Raw genomic sequence first — 14,818 nt, forward strand, 5'->3', positions numbered from 1 at the left:
GAACCAGCGACATGGCTGCCACCGAGCAGGACATCCTCCAGGGCCTCGGCAAGATCATCAACGAGATCACGGGCATCCCGGCGTCCGAGGTCACCCCGGAGAAGAGCTTCGTGGACGACCTCGACATCGACTCCCTGTCCATGGTCGAGATCGCCGTGGCCGCCCAGGACGAGTTCGGCGTCGAGATCCCCGACGACCAGCTCAAGAACCTGAAGACGGTCAAGGACGTCCTCAACTTCATCCAGAACTGAGACGTAGAAGAGATCCACACCCGCACTGATCAGTAAGGAGCGCGAAAACGTGAGTGCGAACCGGGTACGTGTCGTCGTCACCGGCCTTGGCGCGACGACGCCCGTCGGTGGAGACGTCACCTCGACCTGGACGGCTCTCCTCGCCGGTCAGTCGGGTATCGAGACCCTCACCACGGACTGGATCGACGCCGTCCCCGTGAAGTTCGCGGGGACGGCGGCGGTCGATCCCACTGAGGTCCTGCCCAGGCCCGAGTCCCGCCGCCTCGACCGCAGCGAGCAGTTCGCCCTGGTCGCCGCCAGGGAGGCCTGGCAGGACGCCGGCACGCCCGAGGTCGCGCCCGAGCGGCTCGGCGTGGTGGTCTCCAGCGGCATCGGCGGCATCTCGACCACGCTCAGCGCGTACGACACGTGGAAGGAGCGCGGCTGGAACCGGCTGTCGCCCTTCACCGTGCCGATGCTCATGCCCAACGGCCCCGCCGCCTGGATCGGCCTCGATCTGGGCGCGCAGGCGGGCGTGCACGCCACGGTGTCGGCGTGCGCGTCCGGCGCCGAGGCCATCGGCTACGCGATGGACATGATCAGGGCCGGCCGCGCCGACGTGGTGGTGGCGGGCGGCACCGAGGCCGCCATCCACGGCCTCAACATGGCCGCCTTCGCCGCGGCGCGGGCCATGTCCCAGCGCAACGACGACCCCCAGGGCGCCTCCCGCCCCTGGGACCGCGACCGCGACGGGTTCGTGCTCGGCGAGGGCGCCGGCGTCGTCGTGCTGGAGTCGGAGGAGCACGCCAGGGCGCGCGGCGCGCGGATCTACGCGTACTGCGCGGGCATCGGCTACTCCGCCGACGCCCACCACATCACCCAGCCCGAGCCCGAGGGCCGGGGCCAGATCATGGCGATGACGCAGGCGCTCACCGACGCCGGCATCACCGGGCTCGACGTCAAGCACGTCAACGCGCACGCCACCTCGACCCCGTCGGGTGACGTCGGCGAGGTGGCCGCGGTGGCCAAGGCCATTGGCACCCACCCGCTGGTGACCTCGACCAAGTCCATGACCGGCCACCTGCTCGGCGGCGCCGGCGGCATCGAGTCCGTCTTCACCATCAAGGCGCTGCAGGAGCGCATCGTCCCCCGCACGATCAATCTCGACAACGTCGACGACGGCATCGAGGTGGACCTCGTCTACGGCGAGAACCGCACGCTGCCCCAGGGCGACATCGCCGCGGTCAACAACTCGTTCGGCTTCGGCGGCCACAACGTGACGGTCGTGTTCAAGGGAGCCTGAATGACCCTGCTCGACGGGGTGGTGAGCGAGGGCTCCGAGCAGGAGCCCGCCGATCCGCGCGATCCCATCGTCCGGCTGGAGGCGCTGCTCGACGAGGGCTCGCCGAGCTGATCACCCCGGAGGGCACCAGCGGCGTCCTGGCCGCCATGGGCCGCGTCGAGGGCGTGCCCGTCGTCGCCTTCTGCAGCGACGCCCGCGTCCAGGGCGGCGCCATGGGCGGCGAGGGGTGCGAGCACATCGTGCACGCCTACGACGTGTTCGTCACCGGCCCCGACGTGGTCCGCAGCGTCACCGGCGAGAGCGTCGACAGCGCGGCCTGGGCGGCCCCGAGCCGCGCGGCAGGCGCAGCGGCGTCGCGCACGTGGTGACCGCGACCGAGACCGAGGCGTTCGGCACGGCGCGCCGGCTCGCCACGCTCCTCGGCCACCAGGGCCGGATCCGCCGGGCGAGGTCGCCGGCGTCGACTTCTCCACCCTGCTGCCCGAGTCCGCCCGCCGGGCATACGACGTCAAGCCGCTGGTCAGCGGCCTGCTCGACGAGCCGGTGTCGAGCTGCACCCCAAGTGGGCGCCGAACATCGTCACGTCGCTCGGCCGCCTGGGCGGCCGCACGATCGGCGTGATCGCCAACAACCCGCTGCGGCTCGCCGGCTGCCTCGACGCCACGTCCGCCGAGAAAGCCGCCCGCTTCGTACGTATGTGTGACGCTTTCGGGGTGCCGTTGGTTGTCCTCGTGGACGTTCCCGGTTACCTGCCGGGCGTCGGGCAGGAGCACGAGAAGCTCGCCGGCGGGGTGGCCGGAGCTCAGGAACTGGGCGTCATCGACGAGGTCATCGAGCCGGAGGAGACCCGCGGCGCCATCGCCAGGGTCCTGGCCCACGCCACCCCGGCCCGGGGCGCCCACGGCAACATCCCGTTGTAGCGATCTTGTTCAGCGGCTCGCGGAGGTCGGCGAGCGGAGCGTCTCATCCTTCCGGCCGTCCCTAGACGGCCGCGTGCAGCCACCGCACCGGCGCGCCGTCGCCGGCGTACCTGAACGGCTCCAGCTCCTCGTCCCACGGCTTGCCGAGCATCTTGTCCAGCTCTTCCTCCAGCACGCACCGCCCCTGGGCAGCCATCATCATCGCGGCGCGCAGCCGGTCCTCGGGGATCATGATGTCACCGGCAACGCCGATGACCGCCGTGAAGGCGCCGAGCGTCGGCGTGTAGGCATGCCGGGAGCCGTCCACGCCTGGCGAGGCGTCCTCGGTGATCTCGAACCTGAGGCGCTGCCAGCCCATGAGCGAGGAGGCGATGGCCGCCGCGATGCCCGGCCGGCCCTCCCACTCCGCCTGCGCGCGCACGACGTTGGGCGCGGCGGGTTGCGGAGTCCACGTCAGATCTACGGGCACGCCAAGGACACCCGCGACTGCCCATTCGATGTGAGGGCACAGCGCGGGCTGAGCCGAGTGGACGTAAAGGACGCCACGAGCAGACACCGGACCTCCCGTTTCGGTACGAGGTGCGCCTTCCCCAACGGCCTCGCCCCGGGATGATCACAAGTGACTAGGGAGAGACTACCGTCGGTCGCTACCTGACACCAGAGGGGGGCCATACCAAGTTGGTGCGTGAGTGGCGGGTGACGGCGGTCCCACAGGGGAAACATACCCGCCCATGGAACTGCAATCTGTCGGCGAGGCGTTCATCCGGCCAGGTCAGCTGCTGGCCGACCGGACCGCGCTCGCCGCCGTGTCGCGCTGGACCCAGGCGGTCTCGGAGGCCGACGGCGTCTGCGTCGTGCACCTGGCGCCCGGCGTCGACCCCTGCGAGCTCACCGTCGAGCTGCGCGCTCAGGGCCTGCGGGCCTCGCCCAACCACGTGCTGCGCGGGCAGCCCCTGTTCTTCGGCGGCCCCGCGTCCAGGCCCTTCCCGGCCCCGCCGGTCTCCCACAAGGCGGGCCGGGCCCGGTCCGACGTGGTGGTGGGCCTGCTCGACACCGGCGTCGCCAAGCACCCCTGGTGGTCGGGCAGCGACTGGTACGCCCGGGTCGGCCCGGAGGACGCCGACGCCACCGAGGGCTCGCAGGCGGGTCACGGCACGTTCATCGCTGGCCTGCTGACGCGCCGGGCGCCCGGCGTGCGGCTGCGCGTGCACCGGGTGCTCGACGGTGACGGCCTGGCCGACGAGGCCTCCGTCGTACGCGTGCTCCACCGCATGCGGGAGCGGCCCCCGCAGGTGCTCAACCTGTCCTTCGGCTGCCACACCTTCGACGACCGGCCGCCACCCCTGCTGTCGGACGCCCTCGGCGCGCTGGCCGACACCGTGACGGTGGCCTGCGCCGGCAACACCGGCTCCGACCGGCCGTTCTGGCCCGCCGCGCTGCCGTTCGTGGTCGGCGTGGCGGCGGTGGACTCCACCCAGCAGCGCAGGGCCCCCTACTCCGGCTACGGCACGTGGGTCGACGCGTGCGCCCGCGGCGACTGGCTGACGAGCAGCTACCTCGACACCGGCGAGTACGGCGGGTACGCGGCGTGGAGCGGCACGTCGTTCGCCACCGCGCTGGTGTCCGGTGCCATCGCCGACGCGGCCAGGCACGAGCCGGTCAAGAAGTGGATCAGGAGCCTCCTTGACTCCGAGGAGACCCCGCAAATTCCCGATCTGGGGGTTCTCTTCCCGGCGAGTCTGTAGAGTTTACGCTCAGTCCCCGGACAATCACGAGGAGGAATGATCTCCTCTTCGTGCCGGCGAAAGGAGGCCGTATGCGCGATCCGGCGGAGCTGCTCGCCGCCGCCGACGACGGCGATCGGTCGGCCTGGGACGAGCTCGAATCGAGGTTCGGGCCGCGCATGTGGGCCGTGGCCCGCGCGTGCGGCCTGAGCCCAGCCGATGCGGCCGACGCGGTCCAGGGCGCCTGGCTGCGCCTGCTGCAGAATCTCCGGAGCATCAGGGACCCGGCGGCAGTGGGCGGCTGGCTCATGACGACCGTGCGCCGCGAGGCCCTCCTGCTCCGGCGCAAGGAGCTGCCGGTGATCTCCTCCACGGAGGCGATCAGCGAGCTCGACCCCGCGGCCGTCGTCCTGGAGGCCGACGACCGGCACCTGCTCTGGAAGACGGTCTCCACCCTGAACGAGCCCTGCCGCACGCTGCTCCAGCTGGTCGCGATCGATCTGGGGAACCAGCAGGTGGCCTCGCGGATGGGGATGCCCACGGGCAGCGTCGGGCCGACCAAGGCGCGCTGCCTGGAAAAACTGCGCACTCTGATCTCGCTACAGGAGACAGCGCAATGATCAACGACGAATACTTCCTGGCGGCGCTCCGGCTGGCCTCCGGGAACGACCCGATCCCCAGCCAGGTGTCCGCCGCCGCGCGTGACGCCTGGCGGCTGCGGATCCCCCAGGCGGTGACCGCCGCCCACGAGGCCGCCACGATCCGGAGCGTGCGCGCCGACGACAGCTCGCACCTGGTGCGCTTCGTCGCGGCGGGCCTCACCTTCGACCTGGAGGTGACGGAGGGCGACGGGCTCATCGATGTCGCGGGGCACATCTCCCCCTATCCAGGGGAGGGCGCCCTCGTCGATGTGAGATCCCCGCACCTGACCCTGACCAGACGTATCGCGCACACCGGTCACTTCGTCGCCACCGGCCTGCCACCCGGCTGGCTCAGCGTGGTGTGCCACCGGCCCGGCCACGCGCCCATCCAGACCACCTGGGTGCGCATCCGCCCCTGACCCGCCACTGACCCGCCACTGATCCGCCACTGATCCGCCACTGTCCCGGCCGGGAGGGTCGCGCCCGCTCCCGGCCGTCTTCGATCGAGGCCGTCCATGAGTGCGACAGCCGACGGGCAGGGCCCGTCAGACGACCTCCACCCGCTCGTCAGGGCGGCCGAGGCCGCCTTGATGCGTGCCCTGGTCGACCCCGACCAGGCCCTGCGCGCCGGCCGCGTGATCGTCGAGTCCGCGCGCCGCGACCACTGCCCGGAGGCCGAGGTCATGGGGCTGCGGACGATGGCGCTGGCCTGGCGCGAGCTGGGCGACCTCGAGAAGGCCGAGCTGCACCTGCGCGAGGCCCTCGCCGTCCGCGGCGCCCCAGCCGCGCGTACCGCCCAGGTCCGGCTCTCCCTCGTCACCGTGCGCACCGAACGCGGCCACCCGCTCCAGGCCCTGCGCGTGGCCGCCCTGGCCTGGGCCTACCTGTGCCCGCTCGACCGCGCCAAGCTCGACACCCAGCGCGCGGTCGCCCTGGCCCACCTCGGCCGCCACCAGGAGGCCATCGCCTCCTGCGACCGGGCGCTGCTGGCCCTGGTGACCGCGCCGGGCAGCATCGACGACCGCAGGTTCCTGGCCGGCGGCCTGCTCAACCGCGGGCTCATCCACGCCTACCGCTGCGACTGGGACGCCGCCATGCGCGACCTCACCGCGTGCCTGCAGATCTCCCAGTACGCCGGGCTGTGGCACCTGGCGCGCCTGGCCGCCGCCAACCTGCCCTTCCTCGCGGTCCGCCGCGGGGACATCGCCGGAGCGTTCCGCCACTACCGCGACGCCGAGGAGACCCTGTTCGGCTTCCCCGAGCGGCTGGCCGCGATGCGGGCCGACTTCGCCGGCGCCCTGCTGGCGGCGCAGATGCCCGGCGAGGCGGGGACGATGCTGCGCATGGCCGTACCGGACCTGGAGGCGTCGGCCTCACACACCGCGCTGGCCGAGGCGCGGCTGAAGCTGGCCCAGGTGGAGTTGCTGACCGGGGACCCGCACCGGGCCAGGCAGGTCGCCGAGCAGGCGGCGGCCGAGCTGGCCGCGCAGGACAGGACGTCGTGGCTGCCGCTGGCCAGGGAGGTCGTCCTGCGCTCGCGGCTGGCGCTGGAACCCGTCACGCCCGAGCTGGTCGCGGAGCTGATCGCGTGCGCCGACGAGCTGGAGGACGGGTTCACCCACCGGGCGGGGGCGGCGGCGCTGCGGCTGGCGGCGGCCGAGGCGGCGCTCGCCGTGGACGACCACCCGACCGCCTCCGCCCAGCTCGCCAGGCTCACCCGGCACGCCGAGCGGCGCGAGCGGTGGATGCCCGCCGGCACCAGGCTGACCTCGCTGGCCTCCGAGCCGCAGGCCAGGCAGCTCGCGCAGGCATCGCAGATCCCGGTGCCGGTGCGCCAGCACGCGCTCGCCCTGCAGGCGGCGCTGCAGGAGGACGTCCCCGGGGCCTTCCGCGCCGTCCGCGACGGGCTGGCGGAGGTGAGCGGGCGGGTGGAGGCGTTCGAGGACCCGTCGCTGCGCGCCCACGCCGCCAGGGCAGGGGAACGGCTGGCGGCCTACGGGCTGGAGCTGGCGGTGCGCGACGGGTGCCCCAAGGAGGTGTTCGAGTGGGCGGAGCGGTGGCGGGCCGTGGCGGCTCCCGCGCACGCGTGCGCGCTGGTGGATCCCGACCGCATCCGCGCCGAGCTGGGGCGGGGCGCGCTGATCGAGTACGTGGCCGACCGGGACACGCTGCTGGCCGTGCTGCTGAGCGAGGACCGCGTGCTGCTGCGGCGGCTGGGCAGCCTCCGGCAGGTCATGGACGCCATCGTGCGCCTGCGGTACGCGCTGCGCCGCCGGCACGACGTCGAGGCCGCCGCCGCCGAGCTCGAACGGCTGGTGCTGCGGCCGCTGGCCGCCGAGCTGTCCGACCGGCCGCTGGTCGTGGTGCCGGTGGGGGCGCTGCACACGGTGCCGTGGGGCGCGCTGCCGTCCCTGCGGGGGCGGCCGGTCAGCGTGGCGGCCGGCGCGGCCGCCTGGCTGCGGGCCCGCACCGCCCGCGGCTCGCGCTCCGGCGGCCCGCCGCGGGTGGTGGCCGCGGCCGGGCCCTCGCTGACGCACGCCCACTCCGAGGTGGCGCACGTGCTGGCCTGCCATCCCGGCGGGCGGCAGGTGCCTGGGCGCGTCGAGCCGGTGCTGGAGGCGCTCGCCACGGCCGACATCGTGCACCTGGCCGCGCACGGGACGTTCCACGCGCGCAGCCCGCTGGTGTCCGGGATCACGCTGGAGGACGGGCAGCTCATGGCCTACGACCTGCTGGACGTCTCGCGCTCGGCCGGGCTGGTGGTGCTGTCGGCGTGCAACTCCGGGATGTCACGCGCGCCGGTGGAGGGGGCGCCGCTGGGGCTGCCGGGGACGTTCCTGGCCAAGGGGGCGGCGTGCGTGGTCGCGGGGATGGTGCCGGTGGAGGACGAGATGGCGCGGGCGGTGATGAGCACGTTCCACGAGCTGCTGGCGGCGGGGCAGCCGCCGGACGCGGCGTTGGCTTGCGCGGCGGCGAAGACGGACGAAACGGGCTTCGTCTGCTTCGGCGCCGGCGACCAGCCGTTCTGCTGAATCCACCACGCCTACGGCCCGCGCCTCGCCACGCCTACGGCCCACGTGGCGCGCGTCGCGGCGGCCCGCCCGTGAACCGGAGGAGCGTCTCCCTGGACGGGGGCCCGCCACGTGCGGCGGGTGGGGTGACCTTGGCTTGCCGTAAGGGAGGGAAGGCTTTCGCATCCCCCAACGGATGGAAGGCTTCTAGGAACCTGTAGCGATCGGGCGCGAGGTGTCGGAGACCCAGTCGGACCAGGAGCCCACGTACAGGGAGGCGGGCAGGCCCGCCACCTCCAGGGCCAGCACCTCGTGTGCGGCCGTCACCCCGGAGCCGCAGTACGCGCCGGTCGCCACCCCTTCCCGCACGCCCAGGCCGGCGAAGCGGGCACGCAGCGCGTCCGCGGCGAGGAACCGGCCGTCGGGGGCGAGGTTCTCGGTCGTGGGTGCGCTGACCGCGCCGGGGACGTGCCCGGCCACCGGATCGATCGGCTCCACCTCGCCCCGGTAGCGCTCCCCCGCCCGGGCGTCCAGCAGCACGCCCTGCCCGGCCAGCGCCGCCGCCTCGTCGGCCGTCAGCGCGGGCATCCCGCCCGGCCGCGCGGTGAAGTCGCCCTCCGCGGGCTGCGGGACCTCCTTCGTGGTCGGCAGGCCTGCCTCGATCCAGGCGGGCAGGCCGCCGTCGAGGACGCGCACGTCCTGGTGGCCGAAGTAGCGCAGCGTCCACCAGGCCCTGGCGGCGCTGGTGGCGCCGGCGTCGTCGTAGACGACCACCGGCCGCCCGCCGGAGACGCCCAGCCGTCGCATGGCGCTCTGGAACGCCCCCGCCTCCGGCAGCGGGTGCCGCCCGCCGCCAGCGGGCGGGGCAGCGAGGTCGGCGTCGAGGTCGCAGTAGACGGCGCCCTCGATGTGGCCTTCGCGGTAGAGGTCCAGCCCGGGCGGGCCGCCGAGCCGCCAGCGCACGTCGAGCACGGTCGGGCCGTCGAGGGCGGCCAGCTCGGCAGGGGTGATCAACGGGCTGGTCACGACTGAACCTCCAGAAGCGGGACGTGCTGCTCGGCCGCCGTGAGCGAGCCGTGGTAACCGGTGAACAGCGCCTCGATGCGGTGCGACGACGGGGCGGTGATGGCCAGGTCGGTGTGCGGGACGGCCACGACGTCGCCGATGCGCGCGAGCCACGCGTCGGCGACGCGGGGGCCGAACCAGCCCGACTCGACCGCCTCCTGCCTCGACACCACCCACGCCTTGCCTCGCAGGGTCTCGCGCCACGCCTCCAGCACCTGCTTCGCGGCTCCCGGGCGGGCGTACACGTGCCTGGCCCTGGCCTCTCCGCCGAGCAGCGCCACCCCTTCGGTCAGCTCGGGGACGGTCTCGGCGTCGAGCTTCTCGGTGGCGTTGACCATGCCGTGGTCGGCGGTGACGTACAGGGCCGAGCCGGGCGGCAGCCCCTCGGCCAGCCGCTGCGCCATGTCGTCGACGATGCCGAGCTGGCGCAGCCACTCGTCGCTGCCCCAGCCCACCATGTGGCCGGCCGCGTCGAGGTCGCCGTAGTAGACGGTCACGTACGCGGGGCGCCGCTCGCGCAGCGTCTCGTGGACGCGGGCCACGCGGTCGTCCACGGAGTCGGCGGGCACGTACCGCACGCCGCGGTAGACGGCCCTGGTCAGGCCGCTGCCTTCGAACTCGGCGGGCCCCACGTAGACGGGCTCGACCCCGGCCTCGGCGGCGCGCTGGTAGACGGTCGCGGCGGGCTGCCACACGTCGGGGTCCATCGTCAGGCCGTCGGGGAGCGTCCAGCGCAGGCAGTTGAACAGGTGCCCGGTGCCCGGTACGGCCAGCATCAGCCCGACCATGCCGTGCTCGCCCGGCGTCAGGCCCGTGCCCAGCGTGCACAGGCTCGTGACGGTGGTGGCGGGGAAACCCGCGGTGAGCGTCCGGCCGGTCAGTCCGGACAGGAACGGTGCGGCCTCGGGGTGCGCGCGCAGCAGGTCGGCGCCCAGGCCGTCGACCACGAACAGGCAGACGCGGTCGGCGGGGTCGAGGGCCAGCGCGTTGGGCTCGCGCAGGCCGAGGGCGGCCAGCAGCGACCGCGGCACATCCGCCAGCGACCCACCGCCGTATCCCGGCACCAGCATGCCCCTCAGTGTAGTCCCAGGGGGATCTCCGGCCTCGTGCTGTTCTTCGCCCGATCGGCATGCGCCCGTCGCCCAGCCGGCACGGCCGCCCAGTCGGCACCACCACCCGGCCGTGCCCGGTCGGTACCGCCGCCCGCCGCACCGCTCGTGCCGCCACGGCGCCGCTTGCCGTATGCACGACGCTTCCGCACCATGCCGCTTCGTGCGCGGGAGGTGGCGCGGATCAGGCCGTCACACGGCTCAGGCCGTGGCGCGGGCGGTGGCCTCGGAGAGGGCCTTGGCGAAGGCGAGGACGTGGGTGACCGCTTCCGGGCCGTCGGCGGCCTCGCTGACCCGCAGCGACAGGTCGTCGGCCGTGATGGCGCCCGTGTAGCCGTGGTCGGCCTCGCAGTTCTCGTCGCCGCACGTCGCCGGCTCCAGGTCCACGTGCGAGATGGCGCCCCAGCCGATCGTGAGCGTCACCTCCGTGGGAGGGACGCCCGGCACGTACGAGGCGGGGTCGGGCACGACGCGGGTGACGGCGACCGACTGGACGCGGCTCAGCCTGACCGCCTCGGTGGTGGTGGAGGCGTGGGACGCCGAGACGCCCTCGACCGCCGGGTGCTCGTCGGTGTGGCAGACCAGCAGCCGCGTCGCCGACAGCACCAGGACGGTGACGTGACGGCGAACCTCCATCGCGGGATCGAAGGTCGCCTCGTGGTGGACCACGAACGCGGTCACGGCCTCCTTGCCCAGCGCGGATTCGACCGCATCGGTGACGAGGTCGGGGTAGTAGCCGCTGCGCTCGATCGCTTCACGCAGGCCCGCGGCTGAGACTCGGGTTTCCCTCATGGCTCCATCCTGCCAGGACCGGGCAGTGCACTCACCCGCCGGACATAACGCTCTATAACGTCTTCTGTCTGGTCAATAGTGGGCACTTGGGTCACTTCATTCGCTGAGGGCGGATCCGCTGAGGGCAGAGCCCGGCCAGGCGTCCGTCCGGCCTGGACCGCCGGTGCCGAGGAGATCCGGGCCGCCCACCCCGCGGACGACCCGCGTCACGACAGCCGGGCACGGACCGCCCCGACACCTCAGGACAGCCTGCGGGGGCCGACGTCCAGGCGCGGGCCCGCCGGGGTGCGCAGGATGGCGCGGGCGCCGAGGATCATGGCGTCGGACTCCCCCACGAGCACCTGGTCCAGGTCGAGCCGGGCCACCTCAGGCAGGTCGTGGGCCAGGCGGCCGACGCGTACGAGGAGCTCCTCCAGGGCGTCCACCGCCACGGGCGGGTAACCGTACTCGCCGAACAACAGCGGCGCAGCGCGTACGGTCCGGACAAGGGCGGAGGCGTCCTCGCGGGTCAGCGGCGCCAGGCGGAAGCCCTGGTCCTGCAGCAGGCGCGCGGTCACCTCGCCCAGCCCGAACGACACGACCGGCCCGAACGCGGGATCCTCGATGACGCCGACGACCGTGGGCACGGCGGGCTGCGGCGCCATCCGCTGGACGGCCAGCTCCACCCCCTCGCCGAACAGCTCGGCGAACTCGGTGTAGGCGTGCCGCACCATCTCCGGGCCCGTCAGCCCCAGGCGCACGGTGCCGGCGCGGCGCGAGGCGCCCGGGTCGGCCACCTTGACCACCACCGGCCAGCCGAGGCGCTCGGCGGCGGCCACGGCCCCGTCCGGCGAGCGCACCACCTCGGCGGGCCAGACGGTCAGGCCGTAGCAGGACAGCAGCTCGGTGGCGTCGATCTCGACCGGCGGCCCGGCCTGGGCGAACCCGGCCGGTGCGGCCTCGGCGTCGGGCGCGCTGCCGGACAGCGTCTCGTGGACGAGCGTCCTGGCGCGCGCGGTGTCGATGCCGTCGAGCTCCTGCGGCGGTGTCGAGGGCTGGGCCCGCCACGTGGCGTAGCGGACCACCTGGGCCAGGGCCCGCACGGCCTCCTCCGGCGCCGCGTACGACGGGATGGAGCCGCGCGAGGGCGCCGACGGGCCGGGCACGCGCAGGTCGGGATGCATGCCCAGATGGCCGCGGAACGTCGCCAGCACCGGCTTGCCCGAGTCCTTCGACACCTTCAGCAGCTCGCCGGCGACCTCCTCGGTGCGTCCGGGGATGGGCGGCATGTAGATGACGACGGCGGCGTCGACGTCGGGCGAGGCCAGCTCGCCGGCGAGGGCGGGGCCGAACTCGGCGGCGCCGGCGGCGGGGCCGAGGTTGACGGGGGCGCGCGGCTCCAGGCCGACGGCGCGGCAGGCGTGGGCGGCCAGCAGGCCGAGGGCGTCGGAGTTGGTCACGAGCGCGACCCTCGGGCCCGCGGGCAGCGGCTGGTAGGCGAGCAGCTGGCCCACGTCGAAGAGCTGGATGAGGTCGTCGACCCTGATCAGGCCCGCCTGCTCGAACAGCGAGCTGATCGCCGAGTCGGGCAGCCCCAGCTCCTCGGCCGAGTGCCCGGAGGGGGTGCCGCCGCTCTTGACCACCACGACGGGCTTGCTGCGCGCGATGCGCCTGGCCAGCCGGGTGAACTTGCGCGGGTTTCCGAGCGACTCCAGGTAGAGCAGGATGACCTCGGTGGAGTCGTCCTCCTCCCAGTACTGCAGCAGGTCGTTGCCCGAGACGTCGGCCCTGTTGCCCGCGGAGACGAACGACGAGATGCCCATGCCGCGCTGCGCCACCCGCTGCAGGAGCGCGGTGCCGAGCGCGCCCGACTGGCTGAAGAAGCCCACCCTCCCCCTGCCGGGCACGGTGGCGGCCAGGGTGGCGTTCAGCTTGACGGCCGGGTCGGTGTTGGCGATGCCTAGGCAGTTGGGGCCCACGACGCGCAGGCCGTAGGAGCGGGCGATGCGGGCCAGCTCGTCCTGCCGGGCCCGGCCCTGGTCGCCCGTCTCGCCGAAGCCGGAGGAGACCACGACCAGGCCGTGCACGCCCTTCTCCGCGCACTCCTTGACGACGTCGAGCACGCCCTCGGCCGGCACGGCGACCACGGCGAGGTCGACGTCGCCGTCGATCTCGCTCACGCTCGGGTAGGCCCGCACGCCCGCCACCGCCCGCACCTCGCGGTGCACGGGGTAGACGGGGCCGGTGAAGTCGGCGGCCAGGAGGTTGCGCAGCACGGTCTGGCCCACGCCGCCCGGCTCGCGGGAGGCGCCGATCACCGCGACGGAGCCGGGGGTGAGGAGCCTGGCGATCGAGCGGGACTCGGCGCGGTGCTCGCGGGCGATCGTCACCTCGGTGGAGGTGTCGGTGGGGGTGAGGTCGAGCGTCATGCGGACGACGCCGTCCTCGAACTGGCTCTGGGCCGTGTAACCGGCCTGCCGCAGCAGCCCCGTCATGCGCATGTTGGCGGGCAGCACGTCGGCGACGAACCGCTCGATGCCGCGCTCGCGCGCCGTGGCCGCCAGGTGCTCCAGCAGCACGGAGGCCACTCCCCTGCCCTGGTGCGCGTCCTCGACGAGGAAGGCGACCTCGGCCTCGCCGGGCCCCGTGCGGTCGTAGCGGATCACGGCCACCATCTCGGCGCCGATGGTGGCGATCAGCGCGACGCGGTTGACGTAGTCGACGTTCGTGAACCGCTCGACCTCGCGGTCGGAGAGCCGGGGGCGCGGCCCGAAGAACCGGAAATAGATCGATTCGTCGGACAGCCTCGAGTAGAAGGAACGGAGGCGGTCGGCGTCGGCGGGCCTGATCGGGCGGACGTGCGCGGTGCCGCCGTCGGCCAGGACGACATCGGCCTCCCAGTGAGCCGGATATTGTGCCTCCACAGTCTCGACTGTAAACCCGCATCCCATATGCCAAGACCAGGGGTCCTGTTGGGCAACGCTTGTGCATCGACTCCTGCCCGGTCTCCGGGGTACGCCCCACGGGCAGCCCGGAAGCTGTTACTTTTGCGGTGGCGTTTCAGCCGTGGTCAGGCTCGATCTGAAGGCAGCAAGGTGGTGGCATCATGACGCGGGTCGTCGTGGTGGGCGATCTCATGACCGACGCGGTCGCTCGCGCCCGTTATGCGCTCGCCCGGGCGAGCGACACCCCGGCGATCGTGACCATGCACGGCGGTGGCTCAGGGGCGAACATCTCCTCCTGGCTGGCCGTCGAAGGCGCCGAGGTGGCCTTCATCGGCCGCAGGGGCGCCGACATCACGGGGCGCAACCGCGACATGGAGCTGATGGGTTACGGCGTCGACGCCCGGCTCGTCATGGATCCCGAGCGGCCGACCGGCACCTGCGTGGTGCTGGTCACCCACAAGGGTGAGCGCACGATGCTCTCCGACCCCGGCGCGAACGCCGCCCTGTCTCCCGAGGACCTGCCGCGCGACCTGTTCGGCCAGGGCGCGCACCTGCACCTGTCGGGCTACACGCTGATCAACGAGGGCTCGCGCGACGCCGGGCTCGCGGCGCTCGACATGGCCAGGCGCTCCGGGATGTCGATCTCGGTCGACTGCGCCTCCTCGGCGCCGCTGGAGCGCACGGGCGCCGAGCCGTTCCTCGAGTGGACCAACGGCGCCAAGCTGCTGTTCGCCAACGTCGACCAGGCGAAGGTGCTGACCGGCCGCGACGACGCCGAGGCCGCCGCCAAGGTGCTGACCGCGTGGTTCCCGCAGGTCGTGATCAAGATGAACGCCGAGGGCGCGCTGTGGTTCAGCAACGGCCGCCCCGACCCGGTGCACGTGGCCGCCGACCCGGTCGACAAGATCGTTGACGGCACGGGCGCGGGTGACGCGTTCTGCGCCGGGTTCCTGCCCGCCTGGCTGGAGGGCAAGCCGCCGGCCGAGGCGCTGTCCTCCGGCTGCCGGCTGGCGGCCAAGGCGATCATGCATCTGGGCGCGCGACCGCCGTTCTAGGCTCGTTCGCCGGCATTAGGGTGGAAGATCCCTGACTGCGCGTG

The 14,818-nt window shown here is 73.5% G+C and carries 12 protein-coding genes and 1 pseudogene; 8 read left to right on the forward strand and 5 right to left on the reverse strand.

The window, feature by feature from the left end; genetic code table 11:
• Positions 1–11: 11 nt before the first annotated feature.
• The 3 genes and pseudogenes from ACBJ32_RS17330 (at position 12) to ACBJ32_RS17340 (ending at position 2,453) form a co-directional block, all read left to right on the forward strand.
• Positions 12–251 (forward strand): acyl carrier protein, encoded by a 240-nt coding sequence (locus ACBJ32_RS17330; RefSeq protein WP_225268039.1) that lies wholly within the window; start codon positions 12–14, stop codon positions 249–251.
• Positions 252–300: 49 nt separating this feature from the next.
• The gene (fabF, locus tag ACBJ32_RS17335; protein WP_375127598.1) at positions 301–1,533 is read left to right on the forward strand and encodes a beta-ketoacyl-ACP synthase II; all 1,233 of its coding nucleotides are present in this window, start codon (positions 301–303) and stop codon (positions 1,531–1,533) included.
• A pseudogene (locus tag ACBJ32_RS17340) lies at positions 1,534–2,453 on the forward strand (carboxyl transferase domain-containing protein). It begins immediately after the preceding gene.
• Positions 2,454–2,514: 61 nt separating this feature from the next.
• Here the strand turns inward: ACBJ32_RS17340 and ACBJ32_RS17345 are convergent.
• Positions 2,515–3,009: a DUF3145 domain-containing protein gene (locus tag ACBJ32_RS17345; RefSeq protein WP_253740559.1), complete on the reverse strand. Its 495-nt coding sequence runs from the start codon at positions 3,007–3,009 to the stop codon at positions 2,515–2,517.
• 175 nt (positions 3,010–3,184) lie between these two features.
• Here ACBJ32_RS17345 and ACBJ32_RS17350 point away from each other — a divergent pair, with 175 nt between their 5' ends.
• From ACBJ32_RS17350 to ACBJ32_RS17365, 4 genes are all read left to right on the forward strand, one after another.
• Positions 3,185–4,198, forward strand: a complete 1,014-nt coding sequence (locus ACBJ32_RS17350; RefSeq protein ID WP_375127599.1) for a S8 family serine peptidase — start codon at positions 3,185–3,187, stop codon at positions 4,196–4,198.
• Positions 4,199–4,269: 71 nt separating this feature from the next.
• On the forward strand, positions 4,270–4,797 hold the full coding sequence (locus ACBJ32_RS17355; RefSeq protein ID WP_375127600.1) for an RNA polymerase sigma factor: 528 nt from the start codon (positions 4,270–4,272) through the stop codon (positions 4,795–4,797).
• Complete coding sequence (locus ACBJ32_RS17360) at positions 4,794–5,237, forward strand: hypothetical protein (RefSeq protein ID WP_185102401.1); 444 nt, start codon at positions 4,794–4,796, stop codon at positions 5,235–5,237. Before ACBJ32_RS17355 ends, ACBJ32_RS17360 begins: the two co-directional genes overlap by 4 nt.
• Before the next feature lie 96 nt (positions 5,238–5,333).
• Complete coding sequence (locus ACBJ32_RS17365; RefSeq protein ID WP_375127601.1) at positions 5,334–7,850, forward strand: CHAT domain-containing protein; 2,517 nt, start codon at positions 5,334–5,336, stop codon at positions 7,848–7,850.
• A gap of 186 nt (positions 7,851–8,036) precedes the next feature.
• Here ACBJ32_RS17365 and ACBJ32_RS17370 read toward each other — a convergent pair whose 3' ends face one another.
• The 4 genes from ACBJ32_RS17370 to ACBJ32_RS17385 form a co-directional block, all read right to left on the reverse strand.
• Positions 8,037–8,855, reverse strand: a complete 819-nt coding sequence (locus ACBJ32_RS17370) for a sulfurtransferase (protein ID WP_375127602.1) — start codon at positions 8,853–8,855, stop codon at positions 8,037–8,039.
• A complete protein-coding gene (locus ACBJ32_RS17375; RefSeq protein ID WP_375127603.1) occupies positions 8,852–9,964 on the reverse strand; it encodes an alkaline phosphatase family protein in 1,113 nt (370 codons plus the stop codon). The genes ACBJ32_RS17370 and ACBJ32_RS17375 overlap by 4 nt, the downstream gene beginning before the upstream one ends.
• 240 nt (positions 9,965–10,204) lie before the next feature.
• The gene (locus ACBJ32_RS17380) at positions 10,205–10,795 is read right to left on the reverse strand and encodes a DUF5998 family protein (protein ID WP_052422317.1); all 591 of its coding nucleotides are present in this window, start codon (positions 10,793–10,795) and stop codon (positions 10,205–10,207) included.
• Positions 10,796–11,034: 239 nt separating this feature from the next.
• Entirely contained in the window at positions 11,035–13,725 is a 2,691-nt protein-coding gene (locus ACBJ32_RS17385; protein ID WP_375127604.1) for a GNAT family N-acetyltransferase, read from the reverse strand.
• Positions 13,726–13,880: 155 nt separating this feature from the next.
• On the opposite strand from ACBJ32_RS17385, the gene ACBJ32_RS17390 reads away from it, so the two are divergent.
• Positions 13,881–14,774 carry a sugar kinase gene (locus tag ACBJ32_RS17390; protein ID WP_357867635.1) on the forward strand — a complete coding sequence of 298 codons (894 nt, stop codon included), beginning with the start codon at positions 13,881–13,883 and terminating at the stop codon, positions 14,772–14,774.
• The last annotated feature ends 44 nt before the right edge of the window (positions 14,775–14,818 follow it).

The sequence above is a fragment of the Nonomuraea sp. GTA35 genome, assembly GCF_041950525.1.
In the GTDB taxonomy this organism is placed as follows: domain Bacteria; phylum Actinomycetota; class Actinomycetes; order Streptosporangiales; family Streptosporangiaceae; genus Nonomuraea.